The following is a 25,849-nucleotide window of genomic DNA, read 5'->3' as shown; positions in this document are numbered from 1 at the left end:
CAAGCCTTAAAGGTCGGCAGCCGGGCCGCCGATTGGGTTTTCCGGGCGTTCGTTCTGTACCACTGGCGGCGTGCCTGAAGTACCCGAACCACCTTCCCAATCACGAGGCTCGCGAGGCGTGCGACCAGCCATGATGTCGTCGATCTGCTCGGCATCAATGGTCTCGTACTTCATCAGGGCATCTGCCATGGCGTCGAGCTTGTCACGGTTATCGGTGAGGATCTGCTTGGCCGTGCCGTAGCACTGGTCAATGATGCTGCGCACTTCAGAGTCGATCAGCTTGGCAGTCTCGCCGGAGAAGCTGGCACTTTGACCGCCACCACCACGGCCCAGGAACACTTCGCCTTCTTCCTCGGCATACATCAGCGGGCCGAGTTTTTCGGACAGGCCCCACTTGGTAACCATATTCCGGGCAATCTGGCTGGCACGCATGATGTCGTTGGAAGCGCCGGTGGTCACACCGTCAAAGCCCAAGGTCATCTCTTCAGCGATACGACCGCCGTACAGCGAGCAGATCTGACTGATCAGAGCGCGCTTGGAGAGGCTGTAACGATCCTCTTCCGGCAGGAACATGGTGACACCCAGTGCCCGGCCGCGAGGAATGATCGACACTTTGTAGACCGGGTCGTGCTCAGGCACAACGCGACCGACAATGGCGTGACCAGCCTCGTGATAAGCGGTGTTCTGCTTCTCTTTCTCGGACATGACCATGGATTTGCGCTCGGCACCCATCATGATCTTATCTTTGGCCAGCTCGAATTCTTTCATCTCGACAATGCGCTTGCCGGTACGGGCAGCGAACAGCGAGGCCTCGTTCACCAGGTTGGCCAGGTCGGCACCGGAGAAACCAGGGGTACCGCGGGCAATCACGCCTGGAGCGACGTCGTCGCCCATTGGCACTTTGCGCATGTGGACCTTGAGAATCTGCTCGCGGCCACGGATATCCGGCAAGCCAACCACAACCTGACGGTCGAAACGGCCCGGACGCAGCAGCGCCGGGTCAAGTACGTCAGGACGGTTGGTGGCGGCAATCACGATGATGCCGTCATTCATTTCAAAGCCGTCCATCTCGACCAGCAACTGGTTGAGGGTCTGCTCACGCTCGTCATGACCACCGCCCATGCCAGCACCACGATGGCGACCGACAGCGTCGATTTCGTCGATGAAGATGATGCATGGCGCGTGCTTCTTGGCCTGCTCGAACATGTCACGCACACGGCTCGCGCCCACACCGACGAACATCTCGACGAAGTCGGAACCGGAAATGGTGAAGAACGGCACCTTGGCTTCGCCGGCAATCGCCTTGGCGAGCAGGGTTTTACCGGTACCCGGAGGACCGACCATCAGTACACCGCGAGGAATACGGCCACCCAGGCGCTGGAATTTGCCCGGATCGCGCAGGAACTCGACCAACTCGCCAACTTCTTCCTTGGCTTCGTCGCAACCGGCAACGTCAGCCAGGGTGGTTTTTACCTGGTCTTCGGAAAGCAGGCGGGCCTTGCTCTTGCCGAAGCTCATCGGTCCGCCCTTGCCCCCTGCGCCGCCTTGCATCTGGCGCATGAAGAACATGAAGACGGCGATAATCACCAGGATCGGGAAGCTGGCCACCAGGAGCTGGGTCCAGATGCTCTGCTGCTCAGGCTGCTTGCCCTCAACGACCACCTTGTTGTCCACCAGGTCGCCGATCAGACCATTGTCCTGGATCGCCGGACGGATGGTCTTGAAGCTGTCGCCATCGTTGCGCTTGCCAGTGATCACGTAGCCATCAACCGCTACGCGCTCGACCTTGCCATCCTTAACTTGCTGGATGAAGTCGGAATAGTTGAGGGTCTGCGGCTCGTTAGGGCTGGAGAAGTTGTTCATCACCGTCACCAGGACAGCCGCGATGATCAACCACAGGATCAGATTCTTTGCCATATCGTTCAATTAACTACCCTCTGAAGCAAGCTCCGCTACTGGCGCGCGCTTCGCATGATATTCACCGGCCTAACTTACTACATTACCTACAACTCTGGCAGGCGCCGTCTGTAACCCTTTGTGAAACTTTGACTACACAATATTCGTAAAGCTTCGTGACGAAAGCGATATAAAAAAACCTATCGACTCCCTTAAAACCTTTAAAGACGCTCATCACTGGCAGCGCCTTCGACACCGCGATAGCCGCGGCCCAGCAAATACTGCTCGCGAGACCTGTCCCTCGAGGAGTCAGGCTTGCGGGTCTGCACCTTGTCGAACAGCTTGCGCATGTTCTTGTGGTACTCGTCAAAACCTTCCCCAAGGAAGACCTTGACCAGAAAATCACCACCCGGACGCAGAACCCTTCCTGCCAGATCCAGTGCCAATTCGCACAGGAACATGGCGCGTGGCATATCCACGGCTGGTAATCCACTCATATTGGGGGCCATATCCGAAATCACAAGGTCTACCTGCGAATTTCCGACAGCCTCGAGGATCTGTGCCAGTACATCATCACGGGTAAAGTCGCCATGCACGAAGGTCACATCAGGGATGCTATCCATTTCCAGGATATCGGAAGCGATCAAACGGCCTTGCCCACCAATCAGACGACTGGTCACCTGGGACCAGCCACCGGGGGCTGCGCCGAGATCAATTACGCTCATGCCGGGACGGATCAACCGGTCCTTTTCCTGGATCTCCAGCAGCTTGTAGCTGGCCCGGGAACGGTAGCCATCCTTTTGCGCCTTTTTGACGTAAGGATCGTTGAAATGCTCTTTAAGCCAGTTAAGGCTAGTTTTGGAACGGGCCACGGGCCACCTCGAAAATAAAACGGGTCGTGATTAACTGGGCGGTCCCGGACTCGCTCGGGTAAACTGGCCGCCGCTTTTTACAAGATCAGACGCAGGGGTCAGATTATGCCGCTCACTCAAGAGCAGAAGAAACAGTACAAATCCATTGGCCACCATCTGAAACCAGTTTTGATTGTGGCCGACAACGGTTTGACTGAAGGTGTGTTAGCCGAACTTGAACGCGCATTAGGCGATCACGAGCTGATCAAGATCAAGGTCAACATCCTTGATCGCGAAGCGCGCCTGGCCGCCATTGCAGAACTGTGCAAGGTGGGCAAAGCGGACCTGGTTCAGGTCATCGGCAAGATGGCGCTGCTGTATCGCAAGAATTTCAGCGCCAACAAGCAACTGTCGAACGTTCATCGCTTCAAATGATGCAAGGGTCACGGGCGCGCTTCGCGCGCCCTGCCACTCCATCCCGGCGCAGGCTGCACCACCAGCACCAAGCCAGAAAACCCTAGCACAAGATAGCTGAACAGCTGCCAGCGCAACGCTTCCGGCAGCAATATGCGCACCACGCAATACATTGCGCACGCATACAGCGCCATCAACAGCAGTTGCCCGCGCATATCCCGCCACAAACTCCCCAAGCCCTCGGCCTTGACCAGCACCAATGCCTGGAGAATCACGCACGCCGCCGCAAATCCCACCAGCAGCGCACTCAATAATCCGCCGATCTCATCGATCAGCAACGGCGCCAGGCCAATCATGCCCAGCACCGGCAATACACCAAGATGCAACAGCCATAGCCCGCCAACCCAAAGCATCTGGGCCAACTGCCAAAGCATGGCGCCCGCTCGAAGCGGGCGCCGTTTTTCAGATGTGACGAACTTCGACAATCTCGTACTCGATCACGCCACCGGGCGTCTTGACGGCCACCACATCACCCTCTTCCTTGGCAATCAAGGCGCGGGCCAGGGGCGAACCGACGGAGATCTTGCCGAGCTTGAAGTCAGCCTCGTCCTCACCCACGATGTGGTAAGTCACGCTTTCATCCGTCTCGACGTTGGCGATTTCTACAGTCGTGCCGAAAATCACCTTGCCGGTCTTGGGAATAGTCGTGACATCAATGATGACCGCATTCTGCATGCGCCCTTCGATATCACGGATCCGCGCCTCGACCATCCCCTGCTGCTCACGGGCAGCATGGTATTCGGCGTTTTCCTTCAAGTCGCCCAGCTCACGGGCCGTACCGATGTCCTGGCTCAGCTTTGGACGTACGACCTTGGTCAGATGGGCGTGCTCCTCTTCCAGGGCCTTGGCGCCCTGGACAGTCATTGGGTATTTGATCATGCCTTCAATCCTGCGTGTAAATCCTGCAAGCGACGCACGGTCTTTTCCGGACCGAACTTGAGCGCTTCACAGATGGCTTCGCCAGCAGCAATGGTGGTGGTGCAGTAGATCTTGTGCTGCAAGGCGTTACGACGAATGGAGTAGGAATCCGCGATCGACTGGCGACCTTCGGTGGTGTTGATGATCAGGGTGACTTCGTCATTCTTGATCATATCGACCACGTGCGGACGACCTTCCGTTACCTTGTTCACGCGACGCACTTTCAGGCCAGCGGCTTCAATCAGCTTGGCGGTCCCGGCGGTGGCCACGACTTCGAAGCCCAAGTTGATCAGATCACGGGCCACGCCTGCAACCAGCGGCTTGTCATCATCACGCACGCTGATAAACGCAGTACCGCCGGTCGGCAGCACTTCGCTGGCGCCCATCTGGGCCTTGGCGAATGCTTCGCCGAAGGTATCGCCCACGCCCATCACTTCACCGGTGGACTTCATCTCTGGGCCCAGGATCGGGTCCACACCAGGGAATTTGGCGAATGGGAATACCGCCTCTTTCACGCTGTAGAAGTTCGGAATGATTTCCTTGGTGAAGCCGATTTCCTTCAAGGTCTTACCGGCCATGACACGGGCGGCAATCATCGCCAGGGACACACCGATGCACTTGGAAACAAACGGCACGGTACGCGAAGCACGCGGGTTGACTTCGATGACGTAGATGTCTTCGCCTTGCAGCGCCAACTGTACGTTCATCAGGCCGACCACGCCCAGTTCCAGGGCCATTTTCTTGACCTGCTCGCGCATCTCGTCCTGGATGTGCAGCGGCAGCGAGTACGGCGGCAGGGAGCACGCGGAGTCACCGGAGTGAACACCCGCCTGCTCGATGTGCTGCATGATCGCGCCGATCACCACGTCGGTACCGTCGCAGACCGCATCCACGTCCATCTCGATGGCGCAGTTGAGGAAGTGGTCCAGCAGCACCGGGCTGTCGTTGGACACTTTCACCGCATCACGCAGGTAACGCTTGAGTTCTTCTTCTTCGTAGACGATTTCCATCGCCCGGCCGCCCAGCACGTAGGACGGACGCACCACCAACGGGTAGCCGATCTTACTGGCTGCACGGATGGCTTCGTCTTCGCTGCGCACGGTCGCGTTTGGCGGCTGGCGCAGGTTCAGGCGCTCGACCATTTGCTGGAAGCGCTCACGGTCTTCGGCACGGTCGATGGCGTCAGGGCTGGTACCGATGATCGGCACGCCAGCCGCTTCCAGGGCACGCGCCAGTTTCAGCGGGGTTTGCCCGCCGTACTGCACGATCACGCCTTTTGGCTTCTCGACGCGACAGATTTCCAGCACGTCTTCCAGCGTTACCGGCTCGAAGTACAGGCGGTCGGAAGTGTCGTAGTCAGTGGAAACAGTTTCCGGGTTGCAGTTGACCATGATGGTCTCGTACCCGTCTTCGCGCAGGGCGAGGGCGGCGTGTACGCAGCAGTAGTCGAACTCGATGCCCTGACCGATACGGTTTGGACCGCCGCCCAGGATGATGATCTTGTCGCGGCCCGACGGCGCGGCTTCGCACTCTTCCTCGTAGGTGGAGTACAGGTACGCGGTGTCGGTGGCGAACTCTGCGGCGCACGTGTCAACACGCTTGTAGACCGGGAAGATGTCCAGTTTGTGGCGGTGGGTGCGCAGGTTTTTCTCGGTCACGCCCAGCAGTTTGGCCAGACGCTGGTCGGAGAAGCCTTTGCGCTTGAGACGGAACATCAGGTCGCGGTCGATAGAGGAAAGACCCAGGGTCTTGACCTTCTCTTCTTCCTTGATCAGATCTTCGATCTGCACCAGGAACCACGGATCAATCATGTTCATGCCGAAGATGTCTTCGACGGTCATGCCCGCGCGGAAGGCGTCAGCCACGTACCAGATACGCTCGGCGCCCGGCACGGTCAGCTCGCGCTTGAGGATGCTCATGCTTTCCGGGTTGCTCAGGTCGAGCTTCTCGTCCAGACCGCAAACGCCCACTTCCAGGCCACGCAGGGCTTTCTGCAGGGACTCCTGGAATGTCCGGCCAATGGCCATGACTTCACCGACCGACTTCATCTGAGTGGTCAGGCGGGCGTCGGCTTTCGGGAACTTCTCGAAAGCGAAGCGTGGCAGCTTAGTGACTACGTAGTCGATCGACGGCTCGAAGGACGCCGGCGTAGCGCCGCCAGTGATTTCGTTTTGCAGCTCGTCCAAGGTGTAACCGATCGCCAGCTTGGCAGCGATGCGCGCAATCGGGAAGCCGGTAGCTTTTGATGCCAGCGCCGAAGAGCGCGACACACGTGGGTTCATCTCGATCACGACCATACGGCCTGTGTTCGGGCAAATACCGAACTGAACGTTGGAACCGCCGGTTTCAACGCCGATCTCACGCAGTACCGCCAACGAGGCGTTACGCATGATCTGGTATTCCTTGTCCGTCAGGGTTTGCGCAGGAGCAACGGTGATCGAGTCACCGGTGTGCACACCCATCGGGTCGAAGTTTTCGATCGAGCAGACGATGATGCAGTTGTCCTTTTTATCGCGGACAACTTCCATCTCGTACTCTTTCCAGCCGATCAGGGATTCGTCGATCAGCAGCTCTTTGGTCGGTGACAGATCCAGGCCGCGGGCGCAGATTTCTTCGAACTCTTCACGGTTGTAAGCGATACCGCCGCCGGTGCCGCCCATGGTGAAGGACGGCCGGATAATGCACGGGAAGCCGAGCTTTTCGAGAACCGCGTTGGCCTCTTCCATGCTGTGGGCGATACCCGAGCGCGGGCAATCAAGACCGATAGACTTCATGGCCTTGTCGAAACGCGAACGGTCTTCAGCCTTGTCGATGGTGTCGGCATTGGCGCCGATCATCTCTACGCCGAACTTTTCCAGGACGCCTTCGCGCTCCAGGTCCAGGGCGCAGTTCAGTGCAGTCTGGCCACCCATGGTCGGCAGCAGTGCGTCCGGACGCTCTTTCTCGATGATCTTGGCAACGGTCTGCCACTTGATCGGCTCGATGTAGGTGGCGTCGGCCATGTCCGGGTCGGTCATGATGGTGGCCGGGTTGGAGTTCACCAGGATGACGCGGTAACCCTCTTCGCGCAGGGCCTTGCAGGCCTGGGCGCCGGAGTAGTCGAATTCGCAGGCCTGGCCGATCACGATCGGGCCAGCGCCGAGAATCAGGATGCTTTTTATGTCTGTACGTTTTGGCATGGGTTTGTCACTCAAATCCGCAGGTCAGTCGGCAAGCCGTCTTGAACAATCTTTGAAGAGCCTGCGGGGGCCACCGAGAGTCGGGGCCGCCCGCAAGCCACTCAGTCAGCGTCGCTTGGCCATCTCATTGATGAAACGGTCGAACAGCGGCGCTACGTCGTTCGGGCCCGGGCTCGCTTCAGGGTGGCCCTGGAAGCTGAACGCGCTCTTGTCGGTGCGCTCGATACCCTGCAGGGAACCGTCGAACAGCGACTTGTGAATGGCACGCACGTTGGCCGGCAAGGTGGCTTCATCCACCGCAAAACCGTGGTTCTGGCTGGTGATCATCACGACACCGGTGTCCAGGTCTTGTACCGGGTGGTTGGCACCGTGATGGCCATGGCCCATTTTCAGGGTCTTGGCGCCGGAGGCCAGGGCCAGCAACTGGTGGCCGAGGCAGATACCGAATACCGGGATCTCGGTGTCCAGCACTTCCTTGATGGCCTTGATCGCGTAGTCGCATGGCTCAGGGTCACCCGGGCCGTTGGACAGGAACACGCCATCCGGTTGCAGGGCCAACACATCGCTGGCCGGGGTCTGGGCCGGGACCACGGTCACACGGCAACCGCGCTCGACCAGCATGCGCAGAATGTTGTACTTGATGCCGTAGTCGTAGGCCACGACGTGATACGGCAGCTCAGCCGCTTCGATGGTCGCGTGGCTGTCGGTCTTCAAGTCCCAGACAGTGGAGCGCCACTCGTACTTCTCTTTGGTGCTGACGACTTTCGCCAGGTCCATGCCTTTGAGGCCAGGGAAGCCCTGCGCTGCAGCGATTGCCGCCTCTTCGGAAATATTGTCACCGGCCATGATGCAGCCGTTCTGCGAGCCTTTTTCACGCAGGATGCGTGTCAGGCGGCGCGTATCGATACCGGCGATCGCCACAACATTGTTGGCTTTCAGGTAATCGGACAGCGACATCGTGTTACGCCAGTTGCTCGCAACCAGTGGCAGGTCACGAATCACCAGACCGGCCGACCAGACACGATCAGACTCGACGTCTTCCGGTGTAGTACCGGTGTTGCCGATATGTGGATAAGTCAGGGTAACGATCTGTTGGGCGTAGGAAGGATCGGTAAGGATTTCCTGATAGCCGGTCATGGCGGTGTTGAACACCACCTCTCCAACGGTCTGACCGTCGGCTCCAATGGCTTCGCCGCGAAAAATGCTGCCATCAGCAAGGGCGAGTATGGCTGGCTTAGTCAAGAAGACCTCCCGTAAATAAAGCCTGAAAGGGCGATCGCAGGTTGCAAAAAAGCGGAGTGACGTATGGACACGTCACCCCGCTTCTTCACTGAATTATTCTGCGCGCTTTTAGTGGACACACTAAAGCTGTAGCTTACAGAAAAAGGCTTTTTGGGTCCACCGCTAATGAGCCGAAAAGGCAGGAGAATGCGACAGGACGTCGCTTAGCGGGTAAAAACGGGCCCCTAGAGTAATCCTCCGGGCCCGTTTTTGCTACTGATTAACGCAGATCCAGCACGTCTTGCATGTCGTAGAGACCCGCTTCGCGACCCTCCAGCCACAATGCGGCACGCACCGCGCCCTTGGCGAAGGTCATGCGACTGGAAGCCTTATGGGTAATCTCCAGGCGTTCACCTTCGGCAGCAAACAGCACCGTATGGTCACCCACCACATCACCACCGCGCACGGTGGCAAAGCCAATGGTTTCACGCTCGCGCGCCCCGGTATGACCTTCGCGACCATATACCGCGACCTTCGACAGATCACGCCCCAAGGCATCGGCAATCACTTCGCCCATGCGCATGGCAGTGCCCGATGGCGCATCGACCTTGTGCCGGTGATGCGCCTCGATGATCTCGATATCCGCGTCATCACCCAACACCCTTGCCGCCATGTCGAGCAACTTCAGCGACAGGTTGACGCCCACACTGAAGTTGGCGGCAAACACAATAGGAATGTCCTTGCCTGCCGCGACGAGCAATTGCTTTTGCTCGGCATTCAGGCCCGTGGTACCGATAACCATGGCTTTGCCCGCCTTGCGGCAGAACGCCAGGTTTTTCAGCATCACTTCGGGCAGGGTGAAGTCGATCAATACATCGAACTCATCAGCCACCTGCTCCAGGCTGCCGGACAATGACACACCGATCCGCCCCAGGGAGGCCAGCTCGCCAACATCGGCGCCGATCAGCGTACTGCCCGGGCGCACGATCGCCGCAGTCAGCCCCGACAGAGGCGAGCGCTGCTGCACCGCCTCCACCAGGTTCTTGCCCATGCGCCCGGCGGCGCCCATCACTGCTATACGTCGCATATCCACGTCCTTACAGGTCGCCGAAGAAGCGCTTCACGCCTTCGAACCAGCCAGCGGTCTTGGGCGAATGGGAGCCATCACCGGCCAGCGAACCGCGCAGCTCTTCGAGCAACTCACGCTGACGACGATCCAGGTTGACCGGCGTCTCGACAGCCACACGGCACATCAAGTCGCCCGCACCACCACCGCGCACCGGCGCTACACCTTTGCCACGGATCCGGAACTGCTTGCCGGTCTGAGTCCCCTCGGGGATCTTCAGCTTGACCCGCCCTTCGAGGGTCGGAATCTCCAGCTCGCCACCCAGGGCCGCGTCGACAAAACTGATCGGCACTTCGCAGAACAGGTGCTTGCCGTCACGCTGGAAGATCGCGTGCTCGCGCACATTGATCACCACGTACAGATCGCCCGTCGGACCACCCTGCGCACCCGCCTCGCCCTCGCCCGACAACCGGATACGGTCGCCAGTATCAACACCGGCCGGCACTTTCACCGACAGGGTCTTGTACTCTTCGACGCGCCCTTCGCCGTGGCAAGAATCGCACGGATCGGAAATGATCTTGCCCTGGCCATGGCAGCGCGGGCAGGTTTGCTGCACCGAGAAGAAACCCTGCTGCATGCGCACCTGGCCAATACCGCCACAGGTCGGGCAGGTGATCGGCGAGGAGCCTTTCTTGGCGCCCGAACCGTCACACGGCTTGCAATTGACCAGCGTCGGCACGCGGATATTGACGCTGGTGCCGCGTACGGCCTCTTCCAGATTCAGTTCCAGGGTGTAGCGCAAGTCGCTGCCACGCTGGGCACCGCCACGCTGACCACCACGACCGCCGCCGAAGAAGTCGCTGAATACATCGCCGAAGATATCGGAGAAGTTCTGCCCGCCAAAGCCAGCCCCGCCGCCGCCCATGCTTGGATCGACACCGGCATGGCCATACTGGTCGTAGGCTGCACGCTTGTTCGGATCACACAGGCATTCGTAGGCCTCATTGGCCTCTTTAAACAATTCTTCGGATTCTTTGTTATCCGGATTACGGTCCGGGTGGTGCTTCATCGCCAGGCGACGGTAAGCCTTCTTCAGGTCCGCCTCGCTGGAACCGCGCTCCACACCCAATACTTCGTAATAGTCACGCTTTGCCATAAGTCTTTGCACTCTTAAGGACGTCCGGCAAAACCCTCCTGAGCCTGCCAAACTCGTTGAGCCCCAATACAGGCCCGGACCCAACTCACGTCAAATTCAACGATCCTGGTCTTTACTGCTTTCAGCCGAGACCCAGCCAAAAACGCGGTGCCTGTCGATCGCAAAGCAGGAGCATTCCCGATCACACCGCCAACATCCGAACCTTGTCGCATGCTGTAAAAATTCGCGTACCCCAGACACGCCAACGCGGGAGCAAGCTCCCGCGCGGCGACATCCTACCAGTCACCGCTTGATAGCGGTCAACCGGGCGACCAAGTTACTTCTTCTGGTCTTCTTTTACTTCTTCGAACTCGGCATCGACAACGTCGTCGTGCTTGGCTTCAGGTTCTGCCTGTTGCGCAGCACCGTCACCTTGCGGAGCCTGCTCGGCGTACATCTTCTGAGCGACCGGCGCGGAGACTTTCGACAGTTCCTCAACCTTGGCTTCGATGGTGGCCTTGTCGTCGCCTTTAACAGCGGCTTCCAGGGCAACCACGGCGGCTTCGATTGCGGTCTTCTCTTCAGCAGTCACTTTGTCGCCAGCATCCGCGATCATTTTGCGAGTCGAGTGAACCAGTGCATCACCCTGGTTGCGGGCAGCGGCCAGCTCTTCGAACTTGCGATCTTCCTCGGCGTTCTTTTCAGCATCGTTGATCATCTGCTGAATTTCTTCCTCGGACAGACCGGAGTTGGCCTTGATCACGATCGACTGAGTCTTGCCAGTAGCCTTGTCCTTGGCGCCTACGTGCAGAATGCCGTTGGCGTCGATGTCGAAGGTCACTTCAATTTGTGGCACGCCACGTGGAGCGGGTGGAATCTCGGCCAGGTCGAACTTGCCCAGGGACTTGTTCTGTGCAGCCTGCTTACGCTCACCTTGCAGCACGTGAATGGTCACGGCGCCCTGGTTGTCATCGGCAGTCGAGAACACTTGAGATTTCTTGGTAGGAATCGTGGTGTTTTTCTCGATCAGCGCGGTCATCACGCCACCCATGGTTTCGATACCCAGAGTCAGCGGGCTGACGTCCAGCAGCAGCACGTCTTTCACGTCGCCGGCCAGTACCGCACCCTGGATGGCAGCACCCATGGCAACGGCTTCGTCCGGGTTCACGTCTTTACGTGCTTCTTTACCGAAGAACTCGGTGACCTTCTGCTGTACCAGCGGCATACGGGTCTGACCGCCAACCAGGATCACGTCGTTGATCGAGCCAACGTCGATACCCGAATCTTTCAGGGCGATGCGGCAAGGCTCGATAGTGCGCTGAACCAGGTCTTCAACCAGCGATTCCAGCTTGGCGCGCGAGATCTTCACGTTCAAGTGCTTAGGACCGGTGGCGTCTGCAGTGATGTACGGCAGGTTCACGTCGGTCGAATTGCTCGAAGACAGTTCGATCTTGGCTTTTTCAGCAGCTTCTTTCAGGCGCTGCATCGCCAGCGGGTCACCTTTGAGGTTCATGCCGCTTTCTTTCTTGAATTCGTCAACGAGGTAGTCGATCAGACGAATGTCAAAGTCTTCACCACCCAGGAACGTGTCACCGTTGGTCGCCAACACTTCGAACTGGTGCTCGCCATCGACTTCAGCGATTTCGATCACGGAAACGTCGAAAGTACCGCCACCCAGGTCATAAACGATCACGGTGTGGTCGCCCTTGGCCTTGTCCATGCCGTAGGCCAGAGCGGCCGCGGTAGGTTCGTTGATGATACGTTTTACGTCCAGGCCCGCGATGCGGCCGGCGTCTTTGGTCGCCTGGCGCTGGCTGTCGTTGAAGTAGGCCGGAACGGTGATCACCGCTTCAGTCACTGCTTCACCGAGGTAGTCTTCGGCAGTCTTCTTCATCTTTTTCAAGATTTCAGCCGAGATTTGCGGTGGCGACATTTTCTGGCCGTTCACTTCAACCCAGGCGTCACCGTTGTCAGCCTTGGCGATTTTGTACGGCACCATCTTGATGTCTTTCTGTACGACTTCTTCGTCGAACTTACGACCGATCAAACGCTTCACCGCGTACAGGGTGTTATGCGGATTGGTCACAGCCTGACGCTTGGCGGACTGGCCTACCAGGATCTCGCCGTCGTTGGCGTAAGCCACGATGGACGGAGTGGTACGCGCGCCTTCTGCGTTTTCAATAACCTTGGATACGCCGTTTTCCAGCACGGAGACGCAGGAGTTGGTAGTCCCCAGGTCGATACCGATAATTTTGCCCATGATTCACTCTCCCGAAACTTTGGATTTGGTTGCCGCAGCAGTGGTGGCTAACTGCGGTAGCACTTAAACGCTTGACTTATAAATGGGGTCGTTACGAACGATTTCAAGCCTGCTCGTCAATCGACGGCGAAACCGGTGCGGGAGCCTTGCTCACCACCACCATCGCCGGGCGCAACAGGCGACCATTGAGCTGGTAGCCCTTCTGGAACACCTTCAACACGCTATTAGGCTCAAGGTCAGCATTTTCCTGCATGGCCATGGCCTGGTGATGCTCCGCGTTGAACGGCTCGCCGCCTTGCGGATCGATTGCTTCCAGCTGATAACGCTTCAGGGTGTCCTGGAACATTTTCAGGGTCAGTTCGATCCCTTCGCGCATGGCACGGATGTTTTCGTCGTCCGGACTGGACAGCTCCAGGCCACGCTCCAGGCTGTCGATGATCGGCAACAGATCACCGGCAAACTTCTCCAGCGCAAACTTGTGGGCTTTCTCTACATCCTGCTCGGCGCGGCGGCGGACGTTCTGCAGATCGGCAGCAACACGCAAAGCCTGATCCTGAGCGCCTGCCAGTTGCTCTTCGAGCACTTGCACACGAGCCGCCAGGTCTTCACCCGCTGCCTGCGAGGCCTGGTTGGCGTCTGGGTTTTGCGTATCCAGCGTCTGTTCGTCAGCCATAGTTTTCTCCTTTCGAAATCCTGCGCGAACTCAACTCGCGCTTCTGTTCCGGTATATGGGGCCACAATTTCCAGGTTCAAGGGCGGACATACCCCGACTCACACTTTCCCGCACATTCCACATAGAGCTAAAAAAACCCTTTATCCAAGCAAATTGAGCTAAGTCGCAGGATTGTCAGCGCCAAACAAAACACTGTATAAATAACCAGACCTAAAGCCTGGGAGCGGCCACTATGCTGGTTCACCTGTCCGTACATAACTACGCCATCGTTGAGCATCTGGATCTTGAACTGGATCGCGGGATGAGCGTAATCACAGGCGAAACCGGCGCCGGCAAGTCGATCATGCTCGACGCCCTGGGCCTGACCCTGGGTGATCGCGCCGACAGCGGCGTGGTTCGCCCCGGTGCAGACAAGGCCGATATTCTGGCGACCTTTGACCTGGCAGATATTCCGGAAGCCAGCGCCTGGCTCGCCGAGCGCGACCTTGACAGCGATAGCCCGTGCATTCTGCGCCGGGTGATTACCGCCGAAGGCCGCTCGCGGGGCTACATCAATGGCACGCCCTGCCCCCTCGGCGACCTGAAGGCCCTCGGCGAGTTGCTGATCGACATCCACAGCCAGCACGAACATCAATCCCTGCTGAAAACCGATACCCATCGCCGACTGCTGGATGAATACGCCGGCGCCACCGATCTCGCCCGCCAGGTGCAATTGGCCGCACAACGCTGGCGCCAGACCCGCCTGGAACTGGAGCGCCTGTCCAATTCCGGCGACGAGCAACGCGCCCGCCACCAACTCCTCAGCTATCAGCTGGAAGAACTGGAAAGCCTGGGCCTGGGCGAAACCGAGCTGGAGCAGCTGGAGCAGGAGCACAAGAACCTGACCAATGCCGAAACCCTGCTGGGCATCTGCCGCCAGGTTGTCGAGCAATGCAGCGAAAGTGACTCCGGCAATGTACTGAACGCACTGACGGCAAGCCTTAACCGCCTGTCGAGCGTAAACAGTGGCTCTGGCTCCCTGAATGAAGCCACCACCCTGCTGACCAGTGCGCAGATCCAGGTCGAAGAGGCCGTTGGTGAACTGAACCGCTTCCTTGACCACTTCGATGCTGACCCGGCACGCCTGCAAGAGATCGAAGAGCGCCTCGACACTATTTATACCCTGGCGCGCAAACATCGGATCCAGCCGACCGAGGTGGCGGCCATGCAGCAAAAGCTGCTGGACGAGATCGAAACCCTGAATGCAAATGATGAATCCATCGAGCGCCTGGGCGATGAACTGGCTTCCTTTGCCCGTCATTATCAGGAAAAGGCTCGGGAACTGAGCGACCTGCGGCACCAGGCCGCAACCGGACTGGCCTGTGCCGTTGAGCAGGAGATCCAACGCCTGGGCATGCCGGGTGGACGCTTCACCATCGAGTTGCACGCCAACAGTGGCAACGAACTACAGCCCAATGGCCTGGAACAGGTCGAATTGCTGGTAAGTGCCAACCCGGGCCAACCCCTGAAGGCTCTGGCCAAAGTCGCCTCCGGCGGTGAACTGTCACGGATCAGCCTGGCAATCCAAGTTATTACCGCCCAGACCTCGCGCGTACCGACCCTGGTCTTCGACGAAGTGGATGTGGGGATTGGCGGGCCGACCGCTGAAATTGTCGGCCAATTGTTGCGCCGCCTGGGTGAGCGCGGACAAGTGCTGACCGTTACCCACTTGCCACAAGTTGCAGCCCAAGGGCATCAGCATCTATTTGTGCACAAGGTAAGGGGCAGCGACGCGACACATACCGCCGTGTCCAAGCTGAACAAGACCGAACGGGTGGAAGAAGTCGCGCGCATGCTTGGCGGCATCGACCTGACCAAGGAGTCCCTGGCCCACGCGAAGAAAATGGTGGTAACGGCGAAGGCTTGAATCCTTTTTTGTCGGATTTTCTCTGGCGGCAGATAGCATGAAGGCGACCCTAGGGTCGCCTTCGATCGTTGCGCAGAGCGAATCTGCAGCGCTTTTTTACTTTTTCTTACGGATGTACAACACAAGATTGTGGTCAACCAAATCGAATCCATGCTCCTCAGCGATTTCGTGCTGAAGCTTTTCGATTGCCGGGCTGGTGAACTCAATAACCTCATTGGTATCCAGGTCAACCATGTGGTCGTGATGACCACCGTCAGCCAATTCAAACACCGCATGACCGCCGTCGAAATTATGACGAACCACCAGCCCTGCGGCTTCGAACTGGGTCAGTACACGGTAAACCGTGGCCAGGCCGACGTCCTCGTTAGACTCCATCAGCGCCTTGTAAACATCCTCGGCACTCATGTGGCGCTGCTCGGCGGAATCGAGCATTTGTAGAATCTTGACTCGTGGCAGAGTCACTTTAAGACCGGCTTTGCGTAGTTCGCTATTTTCAACCATGGTTAGCTTTCTCGCGGATGCTGCTTCGCAGCTTCTCTTAATACGGGTATGATCGGCGTTTACGTTGTCCCAGCCAAGATAGTGGAAGTCGCCCACCGATGCAAAACACCAAGCTCTTGCTAACCAGTTTCACCCTTGTGGGACTGCTCGCACTCGCCGGTTGTTCATTCCCCGGGGTTTACAAAATCGACATCCAGCAGGGCAATGTCGTCACGCAGGACATGATAGACCAGTTACGCCCGGGAATGACCCGACGGCAAGTACGGTTTATTATGGGCAATCCCCTGCTGACCGACACATTCCATGCCGATCGCTGGGATTATCTCTATAGCCTGCAGCCTGGAGGCGGAGAGCGCCAACAGGAGCGCGTCAGTGTCATCTTTAATGGCAACGACCAACTGGTCAGCCTTTCCGGTGACTTCATGCCCGGCGTAAGCCGTGATGAAGCCCTGTTGGGCAAGGACAGCGGGACCAGCGTCACTGCGCCAGCGCAGAATGCTGAAAAACCCAAGTCCGAGGTGCCGGCCAAGCCTGGCTCCTTGCTGGATACCATCCAGAAAGACATCGACAGCGTGGAAACTGTTCCGGTGCCAACGCCAGAACCTCTGGATACAGCCCCGCAATAATTTGTATCGCTCAACAAAAAGCCCGGCATGCCGGGCTTTTTGTTGCCTGCTGTTTCACAGACTATGGATTTTGCCGCCGGGCTTCAGCCGCTTTAGCTGCTCGCAAGCGCCTGACCTCTTTGGGATCCGCCAGCAAGGGGCGATAAATCTCGATGCGATCGCCGACCTGGACATTACGGGTTTCAGCGTCCGCCACAACCTTGCCGAAAATCCCCAAGGGGCAAGCGGCGATATCCAGCTCGGGAAACTGTGCCGCAATGCCCGACGCCAGCACCGCAGCCCTCAGGCTCGTACCCGGCGCAACCGCCAGGCTCAACAACCGTTGCCGGTCTACCGCAGCGTAGACCACCTCAATTTCGATCAACGACTCAGCCATGCAGTTGCTTGGCCCGCTGGCAAAACGCATCCACCAGGGTATTCGCCGCCTGATTGAACAGCGGCCCCAAGGTCGCGCGCACAATGGAGCCTGCGTAATCAAACGTCAGGTCCAGGCTGATCTTGCAGGCCTTCTCCCCCAGCGGCTTGAACACCCAGACGCCGTGCAGTTGAGTGAACGGCCCTTCTTCCAGATTCATCTCAATCGACTGACCGGGAACCAGCACATTACTCGTCACAAACTTCTGACCAAGCCCGCCCTTGGATACCTCCAGGCTCGCGCGCATATGCTCATCGCTGCTCTCCAGCACCGTGGATGAGGAGCACCAGGGCAGGAAATCCGGGTAGCTCGCCACGTCATTGACCAGGTCATAGAGCGCTTGCGCCGGGTAAGGCAGCAGGGCCGAGCGTTGAATATGCGTCGTCATGGGAGCGTTATTTCCGAAGCTGAGCGGCAAACATCGCGAAAAGACTGCCCGATTCGCGAGAGAAAAAAACCAGAAAACTGGCGGTATTGTCCGGGATTCATCCAACACGCTCAAGCACGCAGGTTGACCGTAGCCGACACGCTCGCAACTGCCTATAATGCCGCCCCTATGGCTAAACAAAAGAAACACCCAACAGGGACCATCGCGCAGAACAAAAAGGCGCGACACGATTACTTCATCGAACATCGGTTCGAGGCTGGTCTGGTCCTGGCCGGCTGGGAAGTAAAAAGTCTGCGCGCCAGCAAGTTGCAACTGGTCGACAGTTACGTGCTGCTCAAGGATGGCGAGGCCTGGCTGCTCGGCAGTCATATCACGCCGTTGATGACCGCCAGTACCCACGTTATTGCCGACCCGGTGCGCACACGCAAGCTGCTGCTCAATGCCCGCGAACTGGAAAAGCTCGCTGCTGCTGTCCAGCAGAAGGGTTATGCCTGCGTCTGCCTGTCGTGGTACTGGAGCAAGCACCTGGTCAAGTGCGAGATCGCACTGGGCAAGGGCAAGAAGGAATACGACAAGCGTGATACCGAGCGCGAACGCGACTCCAATCGGGAATTGCAGCGCGCCGTACGCAACAAGGGCAAGGAAGACTGATCTTCCCCGCCTCTTGAAGCGAGCCGATGTGGCCAGGGAGCCTGCTCCCTGCGCCGCAATTGCAGGCTATATCCCCTTGCGCCGCTCTGCCCGAGCCATGCGCTGCACTTCCTGACGCACCTCTTCCAACACTTCCTGCACATACAGCAGGTGACGTGTTGAGACCTCGCGCGCCTGTTCCGCCCGCCCCTCGATAATCGCCAGATACAAATCCCGATGCTGGTTGATCAGCATATCCCGGGTTTCGGTGCGTTGCTGGTACATGCCGCCGATATTGGTCACCACGTTACGCTTGAGCAAATCAAACAAGCCCCGGATGGTGTGCAGCAATACCGCGTTATGGCTGGCTTCGGCGATAGCCAAGTGAAACCTGGCGTCGGCCGCGCCTTCTTCAATGCGACTCACCTCATCATCCCGCGCATAGCAATCCTGCAAGGCGTCAAAGGCGGCAGTCAGCCGTTCGCGATCCACTTCCGTGGCACGCAAGGCGGCGTAATAAGCGCAAGACGCTTCAAGCGTCTGACGAAATTCCAACAGATCACGCTGGGCTTCGGGGTTACTTTCCAGCAGATGCAACAATGGATCGCTGAAGGTTGAACCCAGCGTCTCCACCACATAATTGCCGCCGCCCTGGCGACTGACCAGCAGCCCCTTGGCCGCCAGCTTCTGGATCGCCTCGCGCAATGACGGACGCGACACACCGAACTGTTCAGCCAGTGCGCGCTCGGCTGGCAATCGCTCACCCGACTTCAACGTGCCCTCAAGGATCATCCCCTCAAGCTGCTCGACAATATCGTCGGACAAACGGCGCTGACGCACCTGATCAAACGCCATAACTGACTCTCCACGATCCCGGCCACTCGCCGGGCCCTCTATTCTGGCCTATTGCGCCGGCGTCGGCACCTATCAGAACCCCTTTGATTGCACCGATCAGACCCCGCCCCGCTGACATACGACCAAAGTTTCTCAAGCGGCAAATTGACACGCCACCCCGAAGGCTCTTAACCTAGCCCACAGCGATTGTAAATTGGTCTTACCAATTATCCAAATCAGCTGAGCATGCATGACCAACAACAATTAGGGGCCACCCCATATGCAAACCTGGCAACAGCTCTACAGCCCACTCGGCAGCCTTGGCCTGTCCGCACTGGCCGCCGTTATCCCGATCATATTTTTCTTCCTGGCCCTGGCGGTGTTTCGCCTTAAAGGCCATGTTGCCGGGAGCATCACCCTGGCGCTGTCGATCCTGGTGGCGATATTTGCCTTCCAGATGCCGGTCGATATGGCATTCGCCGCTGCCGGCTATGGCTTTGCCTACGGCCTGTGGCCAATCGCCTGGATCATCGTCGCCGCGGTATTCCTCTACAAACTGACGGTCAAGAGTGGCCAGTTCGAAGTGATCCGCAGCTCGGTGCTGTCGATTACCGATGACCAGCGCCTGCAAGTACTGCTGATCGGCTTCTGCTTCGGCGCATTCCTGGAAGGTGCCGCCGGTTTCGGCGCACCCGTGGCGATTACTGCCGCGCTGCTGGTCGGCCTGGGGTTCAACCCACTGTACGCCGCCGGCCTGTGCCTGATTGCCAACACCGCGCCAGTGGCGTTCGGCGCCCTGGGGATCCCGATCATCGTGGCCGGCCAGGTCACCGGCATCGACGCCTTCAAGATCGGCGCCATGACCGGCCGCCAGCTGCCGCTGCTGTCGCTGTTCGTGCCGTTCTGGCTGGTGTTCATGATGGACGGCCTGCGCGGCGTCAAGGAAACCTGGCCTGCGGCACTGGTGGCCGGCTTGAGCTTTGCCATCACCCAGTACTTCACCTCCAACTTCATCGGCCCGGAACTGCCGGATATCACCTCGGCCCTGGCCAGCCTGATCTCCCTGACCCTGTTCCTGAAAGTCTGGCAGCCCAAGCGTACAGCGGGCGCACAGATTGCTGGCGCCACCTCCAGCGTTTCGGTTACCGGCAGCGTCGGCGGTTTCGGCCAGCCGCGCACTTCCGTGGCTTCGCCTTACAGCCTGATGGAGATTTTCAAAGCCTGGTCGCCGTTCCTGATCCTGACCGTGCTGGTGACCATCTGGACCCTCAAGCCGTTCAAGGCGATGTTCGCCGCCGGCGGCTCGATGTACAGCTGGGTGTTCAACTTTGCGATTCCGCACCTGGACCAGATGGTGATCAAGGTTGCACCCATCGTCACCAACGCGACGGCTATTCCAGCAGTGTTCAAGCTGGACCCGATTTCCGCCACCGGCACGGCGATTTTCTTCTCCGCACTGATCTCCATGCTGGTGCTGAAGATCAATTTCAAAACTGGTCTGACCACTTTGAAAGAGACCTTCTACGAGTTGCGCTGGCCGATCCTGTCCATCGGCATGGTGCTGGCGTTCGCATTCGTGACCAACTACTCCGGCATGTCTTCGACCATGGCTCTGGTACTGGCCGGCACCGGCGCGGCATTCCCGTTCTTCTCGCCGTTCCTCGGCTGGCTGGGTGTGTTCCTCACGGGTTCCGATACCTCGTCCAACGCCCTGTTCAGCTCCCTGCAAGCCACCACCGCACACCAGATCGGCGTCAGCGACACCCTGCTGGTAGCGGCAAACACCAGTGGCGGCGTAACCGGCAAGATGATCTCGCCACAGTCGATCGCCGTGGCCTGCGCCGCGACCGGCCTGGTCGGCAAGGAATCCGACCTGTTCCGCTTTACCCTCAAGCACAGCCTGTTTTTCGCCACGATTGTCGGCCTGATCACCTACGCCCAGGCGTACTGGTTCACCGGCATGCTGGTGCATTAAGACCACAGGCAATACCGTAAGAACCGACGCCGCAACCGCTTTGCGGCGTCAGCTATTCACAACCCAGTCTGCAGGACCGTGGCGCCAAGGCTCCCCAGACTGGGTGCTGCTGATTCTGGAGGCCCCATGAGTCTGCCCATCGCGTTCCTGGATGCTGTCGCACGACTGATCCCGAAAGATCGACGCTTCGACGATCCTCTTTCCACCCTGGCTTTCGGCACCGACGCCAGTTTTTACCGACTGATCCCACAACTGGTGGTGCGCGTCGAATCGGAAGATGAAGTGGTCGAGTTGCTGCAACTGGCGCAACGTGACCGCGTGCCAGTGACCTTTCGCGCAGCCGGCACCAGCCTCTCCGGCCAGGCCATCAGCGATTCGGTGCTGATCGTGCTCGGCGATAACTGGAACGGGCGTGAGATTCGTGGCCAAGGTACGCAAATCCGCCTGCAGCCCGGCGTCATTGGGGCCCAGGCCAACGCTTGGCTTGCGCCGTTCGGGCGTAAGATCGGTCCGGATCCGGCGTCAATCAACGCCTGCAAGATCGGTGGGATTGTCGCCAACAATGCCAGCGGCATGTGCTGCGGCACCGCCCAGAACACCTACCACACCCTGGCCGGGATTCGCCTGGTGCTGGCCGACGGCAGCCGCCTCGATACCGAGGACGCCACCAGCGTCGCGGCGTTCCGCCAACAACACAGCCAGTTGCTTGAGCGCCTGGCCACCCTGGGCCGCGAGACCCGGGCCAACCCTGAATTGGCGGCAAAAATTCGCCATAAATACCGTCTGAAAAACACCACCGGGCTGTCACTCAATGCCCTGGTGGATTTCGACGAGCCACTGGATATTCTCAGCCACCTGCTGGTGGGTTCCGAAGGCACTCTGGGCTTTATCAGCGCAGTGACCTACGACACCGTCATTGATCACCCGAACAAAGCTTCGGCGCTGATCGTATTCCCGGATGTAGAAACCTGCTGCAATGCCGTAACCGTGCTGAAAACCCAGCCGGTGTCAGCGGTTGAGCTGCTGGACCGACGCAGCATGCGCTCGGTGCAGGACAAACCCGGCATGCCCGCTTTCGTACAACAACTATCGGAAAGTGCCTGCGCGCTATTGATCGAATCCCGCGCCGCCTCGTCCACATTGCTCCATGAGCAACTGGCGCTGATCATGGCCTCGCTGGCCGACTTCCCGGTCGAGAAGCAAGTCGACTTCACCGAAGACCCGCTGGAAAACGCGCGCCTGTGGGCGATCCGCAAGGACACCTTCCCCGCCGTCGGCGCCGTACGCAAGACCGGCACCACGGTAATCATCGAAGACGTGACCTTCCCGGTGGAGCAACTGGCCATTGGTGTGAACCGCTTGATCGAGCTGTTCGACAAACATCACTACGACGAAGCCATCCTTTTCGGACACGCCCTGGAAGGCAATCTGCACTTTGTGTTCACCCAAGGCTTCAACAGCGCCGAAGAAGTCACACGCTATCAAGCGTTCATGGATGATGTGGCACAACTGGTGGCCGTGGAGTTCGGCGGCTCGCTGAAAGCCGAGCACGGCACCGGTCGTAACATGGCGCCCTTCGTCGAACTGGAATGGGGCAGCGATGCCTATCAGTTGATGTGGCAACTCAAGCGCCTGCTCGACCCCAACGGCATTCTCAACCCGGACGTGGTGCTCAGCGAAGATCCGCAAATCCACCTTAAAAACCTCAAGCCCCTGCCCGCCGCCGACGAGATTGTGGATAAGTGCATCGAGTGCGGTTTCTGCGAGCCGGTATGCCCCTCCAAGGGCCTGACCCTGAGCCCGCGCCAACGCATCGTGATCTGGCGTGATATCCAGGCGCGTAAACGCGCCGGCATCGACACCACCGAGCTGGAAGCGGCGTATCACTATCAGGGCATCGACACCTGTGCCGCCACCGGGCTGTGTGCCCAGCGCTGCCCGGTAGGCATCAATACCGGCGACCTGGTGAAAAAACTGCGCAGCCGTGAAGCAGGCAGTACGAAAACCGCCGAGTGGCTGGCCAGCCACTTCTCTACCGCACTGCAAGGCGCACGCTTCACCCTGCATGTGGCCAACGGCGCCCGCATGCTACTGGGCGCGCCACGCCTGGCGAAACTTTCGGCCTCCATGACCAAGCTGTCCAAGGGGCAAATCCCGCAGTGGACCAGCGCCATGCCACAGCCGGAAAAAGCCATCCGCTTCAGCCCCGCCGTCAACGATGAACGCCCACGGGTGGTCTACCTCGCGGCCTGTGTATCGCGGGCAATGGGTCCGGCGGCCGGGGACAAAGAGCAAATGTCGCTGTACGACAAAACCCGTGGCCTGCTGGAAAAAGCCGGTTACCAGGTGGTCATCCCAGACAACCCGGACAGCCTCTGCTGCGGCCAGCCCTTCGCCTCCAAAGGCTACGCCGAACAGGCCGAACACAAACGCCAGGAGCTGATCGGCGCCCTGCTCCACGCCAGCCGTGGCGGTCTCGACCCGATCTACTGCGACACCAGCCCCTGCACCCTGCGCCTGGTCCAGGACCTGGGGCAAACGCGCCTGGACCTCTACGACCCGGTCCGGTTTATCCGCACCCACCTGATGGACCGCCTGGACTTCACCCCCCAGGATGCACCGATTGCCGTGCATGTGACCTGCAGCACCCAGCACCTGGGCGAAAGCCAGGCCCTGATCGACCTGGCGCGGCGTTGCAGCAACAACGTGGTAATCCCCGAAGGCATCCACTGCTGCGGGTTTGCCGGCGATAAAGGCTTCACCACGCCGGAACTCAACGCCCACTCCCTGCGCTCCCTCAAGGACGCCGTGCAGTACTGCAGCGAAGGCATCTCCACCAGCCGCACCTGTGAGATCGGTCTGACCCAGCACGGTGGGATTGATTACCACGGCCTGGTCTACCTGGTTGACCGGGTGACCCAGGCCCGCGCAATAAAAACGAACCCCTGCGAACTGGCGTAGTCACTTGCTTAAGCCCCGGGCAACCGGGGCTGCCCCATGACCTCGCCGGCTGCCCGCACGTACCGCGCAGCATCGAGACCTCTTTGCACAAGAAGATACCCATGAAGCGTTCCGTACTGGCTGGTGTATTCGTTACAGCTGCGATGCTGGCCTCCCCCGTGTTTGCCGCAGGCAACGAAGCAGATCTTTGTCAGATCAACCTGGATAAAATCAACAACGGCAAAGCACTGCTCGCCACGGACACCAGTGGCAAAAGCGGCGAGATCGACACGGCCGTCTCCCAAGCCAAAGCAGCCCACGCGGCCGGTGATGAGAAGAAGTGTATCGAGATCACCTCCAAAGCCCTGCAAGACCTGCAGAACCTGGACAAAGGCGGCAACCCATAACCCGCCAACCGCTCAAGGCCAACCTTTCGGGTTGGCCTTCTGTGACCGTTTGACGTACACTGCGCAGGCTTGTCGCTCACGATCACATCGAGCAACAAGCACGGGGCCGTTTAGGATTCGACGCCGGTTGCGAACCTTTAGGTGCATGCCGAGTTGGTAACAGAACTCGTAAATCCACTGTTGCAACTTTCTATAGTTGCCAATGACGAAACCTACGGGGAATACGCTCTCGCTGCGTAAGCAGCCTTAGCCCTTCCCTCCTGGTACCTTCGGGTCCAGCAATCACCAGGGGATGTCTGTAAACCCAAAGTGATTGTCATATAGAACAGAATCGCCGTGCAGTACGTTGTGGACGAAGCGGCTAAAACTTACACAACTCGCCCAAAGCACCCTGCCCTTCGGGTCGCTGAGGGTTAACTTAATAGAAACGGCTACGCATGTAGTACCGACAGCAGAGTACTGGCGGACGGGGGTTCAAATCCCCCCGGCTCCACCAAATAAGCCATACAAATCAGGCACTTAGCGCTTATCGCAAGTGCCTTTTTTGTGCCCGTCAGATTTTTTATTAGCTGGCTAAAACCCGTTTATGACAGCCCCTTCTCCGCGGCTAGCAACATTGCTGATTACTCGCCCGCAAAGTAATCACTGTCCAACTGCTTCACCTCATACACCTGCTTAACGCTCACGCCCAGGTTGTTTTCCACCATCAGTCGCGCCAGCTCGACACCATCAATCAGCACTACTTTGATATCCAGCCCCAACGCGGCAGTGCGGGCACCATCGGAGAACTCTGAAGTGGTGATAAACACACCCTTGCGCGCACGCTGGCGGGTAAGTGCACCGATAAATTTGTCAATTTCCGGACGATGTACCGTGTTACTCCAGCGCTTAGCCTGCAGATAAATGACATCCAGGCCGAGTTTGTCCTCTTTGATGATGCCGTCGATACCATCATCATTGGTCGCCTGGGTCGCTTTACCGGCCTCCTTGCGCGAGCCGCCATAACCCATGGCGATCATCAGATCGACCACCAACTGTTCAAAAAAGCTGGGAGAGGCTGCCAAAACTTGTGTCAGCAGCTCGTCTGCTAGGGATTGCACCAGTGCCTGATGCGCCTCCGACAACTGTTCGTCAGGCGTGGTTTCGGCAATATCAACGTTCGGCACGGCAGGCGCATCAACAGATTGCGGCTTGGCCGTATGAAAGTCCGCAAACTCAGGAAACTGCTTCAACCAGCTCACCGTGATGCGCTGCGGACCATCGGCCAAGGCATCGAGTCCGCGCGGAGTAATCTGCACCAGTCCCTTGGCAGGAATGCATAACAGCCCCGCCTTATTCAGATAGGTGCGAGCCCAGCCCACACGGTTGTTGATCACCGTCTGGTGGCCGGAGGGCAAACGCTCTTTACGTTCGTCCTCGGTCAGTCGGAACTGATCAGCCACTCGCTCGCGCAACTCATTAAGAGGCAGCGGCGCACCGCTCTGCACAGTAGCCAGCACCGGCCGCATAACACTTTGAAAGTCCGGAATTGCCATCTTCACTCCTATCCCTGCT

General features: G+C 58.7%; 22 protein-coding genes and 1 other RNA gene. 8 read left to right on the top strand and 15 right to left on the bottom strand.

Features of this window, described 5'->3' with window-relative positions; translation table 11 throughout:
• Window positions 1-6 precede the first annotated feature (6 nt).
• Entirely contained in the window at window positions 7-1,917 is a 1,911-nt protein-coding gene (gene ftsH / locus PSFL_RS06065) for an ATP-dependent zinc metalloprotease FtsH (protein ID WP_029298988.1), read from the bottom strand.
• A 200-nt stretch (window positions 1,918-2,117) separates the two neighbouring features.
• Window positions 2,118-2,768: a 23S rRNA (uridine(2552)-2'-O)-methyltransferase RlmE gene (rlmE, locus tag PSFL_RS06060; protein WP_038445965.1), complete on the bottom strand. Its 651-nt coding sequence runs from the start codon at window positions 2,766-2,768 to the stop codon at window positions 2,118-2,120.
• Window positions 2,769-2,873: 105 nt separating this feature from the next.
• Between rlmE and PSFL_RS06055 the strand changes: the two genes are divergently transcribed.
• Window positions 2,874-3,182, top strand: coding sequence for a YhbY family RNA-binding protein (locus PSFL_RS06055; RefSeq protein ID WP_029298992.1), 309 nt, complete (start codon window positions 2,874-2,876; stop codon window positions 3,180-3,182).
• A gap of 8 nt (window positions 3,183-3,190) precedes the next feature.
• On the opposite strand, the gene PSFL_RS06050 is transcribed toward PSFL_RS06055, so the two are convergent.
• The 8 genes from PSFL_RS06050 to grpE all read right to left on the bottom strand — a co-directional run bounded on the left by PSFL_RS06050 (window position 3,191) and on the right by grpE (window position 13,673).
• Window positions 3,191-3,595, bottom strand: a complete 405-nt coding sequence (locus PSFL_RS06050; protein ID WP_057444151.1) for a hypothetical protein — start codon at window positions 3,593-3,595, stop codon at window positions 3,191-3,193.
• A gap of 28 nt (window positions 3,596-3,623) precedes the next feature.
• Complete coding sequence (gene greA / locus PSFL_RS06045) at window positions 3,624-4,100, bottom strand: transcription elongation factor GreA (protein ID WP_032862903.1); 477 nt, start codon at window positions 4,098-4,100, stop codon at window positions 3,624-3,626.
• Window positions 4,097-7,318: a carbamoyl-phosphate synthase large subunit gene (carB, locus tag PSFL_RS06040; RefSeq protein WP_057960660.1), complete on the bottom strand. Its 3,222-nt coding sequence runs from the start codon at window positions 7,316-7,318 to the stop codon at window positions 4,097-4,099. Before carB ends, greA begins: the two co-directional genes overlap by 4 nt.
• A 105-nt stretch (window positions 7,319-7,423) precedes the next feature.
• Entirely contained in the window at window positions 7,424-8,560 is a 1,137-nt protein-coding gene (gene carA, locus PSFL_RS06035; RefSeq protein ID WP_057440173.1) for a glutamine-hydrolyzing carbamoyl-phosphate synthase small subunit, read from the bottom strand.
• 259 nt (window positions 8,561-8,819) lie between these two features.
• A complete protein-coding gene (dapB, locus tag PSFL_RS06030; RefSeq protein WP_057440174.1) occupies window positions 8,820-9,626 on the bottom strand; it encodes a 4-hydroxy-tetrahydrodipicolinate reductase in 807 nt (268 codons plus the stop codon).
• Window positions 9,627-9,636: 10 nt separating this feature from the next.
• Window positions 9,637-10,761 (bottom strand): molecular chaperone DnaJ, encoded by a 1,125-nt coding sequence (dnaJ, locus tag PSFL_RS06025; RefSeq protein ID WP_057440175.1) that lies wholly within the window; start codon window positions 10,759-10,761, stop codon window positions 9,637-9,639.
• Between the two features lie 316 nt (window positions 10,762-11,077).
• On the bottom strand, window positions 11,078-13,000 hold the full coding sequence (gene dnaK, locus PSFL_RS06020) for a molecular chaperone DnaK (protein ID WP_057960662.1): 1,923 nt from the start codon (window positions 12,998-13,000) through the stop codon (window positions 11,078-11,080).
• Between the two features lie 103 nt (window positions 13,001-13,103).
• Window positions 13,104-13,673: a nucleotide exchange factor GrpE gene (gene grpE, locus PSFL_RS06015; RefSeq protein WP_038445951.1), complete on the bottom strand. Its 570-nt coding sequence runs from the start codon at window positions 13,671-13,673 to the stop codon at window positions 13,104-13,106.
• A 232-nt stretch (window positions 13,674-13,905) separates the two neighbouring features.
• Here grpE and recN point away from each other — a divergent pair, with 232 nt between their 5' ends.
• Window positions 13,906-15,579: a DNA repair protein RecN gene (gene recN, locus PSFL_RS06010; RefSeq protein WP_057440176.1), complete on the top strand. Its 1,674-nt coding sequence runs from the start codon at window positions 13,906-13,908 to the stop codon at window positions 15,577-15,579.
• Window positions 15,580-15,675: 96 nt separating this feature from the next.
• Here the strand turns inward: recN and fur are convergent, their stop codons facing one another.
• Window positions 15,676-16,080 (bottom strand): ferric iron uptake transcriptional regulator, encoded by a 405-nt coding sequence (gene fur, locus PSFL_RS06005; RefSeq protein WP_010562662.1) that lies wholly within the window; start codon window positions 16,078-16,080, stop codon window positions 15,676-15,678.
• A gap of 98 nt (window positions 16,081-16,178) precedes the next feature.
• Between fur and PSFL_RS06000 the strand changes: the two genes are divergently transcribed.
• Complete coding sequence (locus PSFL_RS06000; protein WP_057960664.1) at window positions 16,179-16,706, top strand: outer membrane protein assembly factor BamE; 528 nt, start codon at window positions 16,179-16,181, stop codon at window positions 16,704-16,706.
• Window positions 16,707-16,767: 61 nt separating this feature from the next.
• On the opposite strand, the gene PSFL_RS05995 is transcribed toward PSFL_RS06000, so the two are convergent.
• A complete protein-coding gene (locus PSFL_RS05995; RefSeq protein WP_057440178.1) occupies window positions 16,768-17,082 on the bottom strand; it encodes an RnfH family protein in 315 nt (104 codons plus the stop codon).
• Window positions 17,075-17,509, bottom strand: coding sequence for a type II toxin-antitoxin system RatA family toxin (locus tag PSFL_RS05990; protein WP_057440179.1), 435 nt, complete (start codon window positions 17,507-17,509; stop codon window positions 17,075-17,077). The genes PSFL_RS05995 and PSFL_RS05990 overlap by 8 nt, the downstream gene beginning before the upstream one ends.
• Before the next feature lie 168 nt (window positions 17,510-17,677).
• On the opposite strand from PSFL_RS05990, the gene smpB reads away from it, so the two are divergent.
• The gene (smpB, locus tag PSFL_RS05985; protein WP_029299012.1) at window positions 17,678-18,160 is read left to right on the top strand and encodes an SsrA-binding protein SmpB; all 483 of its coding nucleotides are present in this window, start codon (window positions 17,678-17,680) and stop codon (window positions 18,158-18,160) included.
• Between the two features lie 66 nt (window positions 18,161-18,226).
• Here smpB and PSFL_RS05980 read toward each other — a convergent pair whose 3' ends face one another.
• A complete protein-coding gene (locus PSFL_RS05980) occupies window positions 18,227-18,994 on the bottom strand; it encodes an FCD domain-containing protein (RefSeq protein WP_057440180.1) in 768 nt (255 codons plus the stop codon).
• Between the two features lie 259 nt (window positions 18,995-19,253).
• Here PSFL_RS05980 and PSFL_RS05975 point away from each other — a divergent pair, with 259 nt between their 5' ends.
• From PSFL_RS05975 to ssrA, 4 genes are all read left to right on the top strand, one after another.
• Window positions 19,254-20,948: a lactate permease LctP family transporter gene (locus PSFL_RS05975; protein WP_057440181.1), complete on the top strand. Its 1,695-nt coding sequence runs from the start codon at window positions 19,254-19,256 to the stop codon at window positions 20,946-20,948.
• Window positions 20,949-21,074: 126 nt separating this feature from the next.
• On the top strand, window positions 21,075-23,909 hold the full coding sequence (locus PSFL_RS05970; RefSeq protein ID WP_057440182.1) for an FAD-binding and (Fe-S)-binding domain-containing protein: 2,835 nt from the start codon (window positions 21,075-21,077) through the stop codon (window positions 23,907-23,909).
• A gap of 101 nt (window positions 23,910-24,010) precedes the next feature.
• Entirely contained in the window at window positions 24,011-24,295 is a 285-nt protein-coding gene (locus tag PSFL_RS05965) for a hypothetical protein (protein ID WP_057440183.1), read from the top strand.
• A 102-nt stretch (window positions 24,296-24,397) separates the two neighbouring features.
• Window positions 24,398-24,791: a transfer-messenger RNA gene (ssrA, locus tag PSFL_RS05960) on the top strand.
• A gap of 127 nt (window positions 24,792-24,918) precedes the next feature.
• Here ssrA and PSFL_RS05955 read toward each other — a convergent pair.
• Window positions 24,919-25,830, bottom strand: a complete 912-nt coding sequence (locus PSFL_RS05955; RefSeq protein WP_397469813.1) for a restriction endonuclease — start codon at window positions 25,828-25,830, stop codon at window positions 24,919-24,921.
• Between the last annotated feature and the right edge of the window lie 19 nt (window positions 25,831-25,849).

This window comes from Pseudomonas sp. DD1, assembly GCF_044510355.1.
Taxonomy (GTDB): Bacteria; Pseudomonadota; Gammaproteobacteria; order Pseudomonadales; family Pseudomonadaceae; genus Aquipseudomonas; species Aquipseudomonas shahriarae.
Note: the sequence above shows the minus strand (reverse complement) of the source record. Positions and strands in the feature narration are given on the sequence as shown.